This window comes from uncultured Pelagibacterium sp. (assembly GCF_963972885.1).
GTDB classification, from domain to species: domain Bacteria; phylum Pseudomonadota; class Alphaproteobacteria; order Rhizobiales; family Devosiaceae; genus Pelagibacterium; species Pelagibacterium nitratireducens.
The window spans coordinates 1-2,624 of record NZ_CAXAXY010000167.1; the positions used below are offsets into that span (position 1 = coordinate 1).

The 2,624-nt window shown below is 63.3% G+C and carries 2 protein-coding genes; both read right to left on the reverse strand.

All coding sequences use genetic code 11. The features are described from left to right. Positions 1-1,434: DNA gyrase subunit B (locus AACZ55_RS15930; protein WP_339647659.1), on the reverse strand; the 1,434-nt coding region annotated here is incomplete at its 3' end. Between the two features lie 111 nt (positions 1,435-1,545). Further along, positions 1,546-2,624 (reverse strand): DNA replication/repair protein RecF (recF, locus tag AACZ55_RS15935; protein ID WP_339647661.1); only part of this gene is annotated, 1,079 nt, incomplete at its 5' end.

Genomic DNA, 2,624 nt, shown 5'->3' on the forward strand with positions numbered 1-2,624 from the left:
GTCGAACCGGGCGCGTTCCACGTTCAGGATTTTCCCGCGCAGCGGCAGCACCGCCTGGGTAGCCCGATCGCGCCCCTGCTTGGCAGAACCACCGGCCGAATCGCCCTCGACGATAAAGATCTCCGCCTTGGCCGGATCGCGCTCCTGGCAATCGGCGAGCTTTCCCGGAAGCGAGGAGATTTCCAGCGCCGATTTGCGCCGCGTCAATTCCCGCGCCTTGCGCGCCGCTTCACGCGCCGCCGCGGCCTCGGCCACCTTGGTGGCGATGGCCTTGGCTTCAGCGGGATGTTCCTCGAACCACTGGTTGAGCTTGTCGTTGACCACGTTCTCGACCACCGGCCGCACTTCGGACGAGACAAGCTTGTCCTTGGTCTGGGACGAGAATTTGGGGTCCGGAACCTTGACCGACAGCACGCAGGTCAGCCCCTCGCGGGTATCGTCGCCGGTCAGCGAGACCTTTTCGCGCTTGGTGATCCCGCTCTGCTCGGCATAGCCATTGACCTGCCGCGTCAGCGCGCCGCGCAGCCCCGCAAGGTGCGTGCCGCCGTCGCGCTGGGGAATGTTGTTGGTAAAGCACAACACGTTTTCGTGGTAGCTGTCGTTCCACCACAGCGCCACTTCCACGGTGATCCCGTCCTTTTCCGAAATCAGCGAAATGGGCTTGTCGAGCAGAGCCGATTTGTTCTTGTCGAGATACTGAACGAAGGCCTCGAGCCCGCCCTCATACATCAGGTCGATCTCGACGATCTCGGGATGCCGCTTGTCGCGCAGGATGATGTGGACGCCCGAATTGAGGAAGGCCAGTTCGCGCAACCGGTGCTCGAGCGTCTTGAAGTCGAACTCGACCATGGTGAAGGTCTCGCTCGAGGGCATGAAGGTGATTTCCGTGCCCGAACGGCCCTCATTGGTGCCCGGCTGCTTGTCTTCGACATAGTCGCCGATCCGCTTGAGCGGCCCGTCGGCCACCCCATGGGTGAAGTTCACCTCGTAGATGCCACCGGCCCGGCGGATCTTGAGCTTGAGCCAGACCGAAAGCGCGTTGACCACCGAAATCCCCACCCCGTGCAGACCGCCCGAGACCTTGTAGGAATTCTGGTCGAATTTCCCGCCCGCATGAAGCTGGGTCATGATCACTTCGGCCGCCGAAATCCCCTCTTCCTTGTGGATATCGGTGGGAATGCCGCGCCCGTTGTCGGTCACCGTCACCGAGCCATCGGCATTGAGCGTCACCGAAACCAGATCCGCATGGCCGGCCAGAGCCTCGTCGACCGAATTGTCGACGGCCTCATAGACCATGTGGTGCAGGCCCGTGCCGTCGTCGGTGTCCCCGATATACATGCCCGGCCGTTTCCGGACCGCATCGAGGCCCTTTAGGACCTTGATCGAATCCGCGCCATACTCTGCATCATTGGGGATCGGGGGCGTGTCGCTCATGAAAGAAGAATCAGCCTTGTTGGGAATTGATAACTTGTACCTGATTGGGGGCTTATCCCCAAGCAATTTGGCCCGTTTTTGGCTTTCCAGCACCACAATGTGACGGCTTTTTCAGCCCACGGGCCGCACCACGCCCGAATGCACCGAATACGGCTGCGCGCGCTCGCCCAAAGCGGCGAAAAGCACAGGGTCCGTGCCGGTCATCCAGCACTGGGTTCCCAGCTTCTCGAGCGCATCGAACAGCGCCCCGCGCCGCACCGGATCGAGATGGGCGGCGATCTCGTCGAGCAAAAGGATGGGGGTGATCCCGGTCATTGTCGAAACCAGCCGCGCATGGATCAGAACCAGCCCGATCAAAAGCGCCTTCTGCTCGCCTGTCGAGCACAATCCCGCCGGCATCGCTTTTGGCGCATGGGTCACATCGAGATCGATGCGGTGTGGTCCTAATGTGGTGCGTCCGGCCGCCCGATCAAGCCCCCTGGCCGCCCGCCACAGCCCGCTCAGCGCCGCTTCCAGCCCGCTGGCGGTTTGCGGAATTTCCCCTTCCATCATCGGGGTAATCGCCAGCAGCGCCGCGGGAAAACCCGTATCGGCAACCGACTTCTCCATAAGCGCCTGCAGATGGGCCAGTGAATCGGCGCGCGCGAAATAGATCGCTGTGGCCAATTCGGCCATCTGCGCCTCGATGGCGCTCAGCCAGGCGGCGTCTCCATTGTCCTCGAGCAGCCGGTTGCGCTGGCGCATGGCCTTCTCGAAATCGGAAACGGTGCTCGAATGGCCCGGATGGAGCGCGGTGACCAGCCGGTCTAAAAACCGCCGCCGCTCGCTGGCCGGGCCGGTAAACAACCCGTCCATCGATGGCGTGAGCCACAAGATGCGCACATGCTCGCTCATCTCTTCGACGGCCCGGGCATTGGCGCCGTTGATCCGCACCCGCCGCCCGGAGGCGTCGGCGCTGGCGCCCGTGCCGATATCGACCGGCCCGAACGCCGTCTCGATGCTTGCTGCCACGGCCCACAGCCCGTCCCCGCCGACTGTTCCCAGTGTGTCGAACCCGGCCCGCCGCAACCCGCGCCCCGGCGCCAGCAGCGAAATCGCTTCAATCAGATTGGTCTTGCCCGCCCCGTTCTCGCCCGTCAGCACCACATGGCGATGATCGAGATCGAGCGCCGCGCTGGGATAATTGCGAA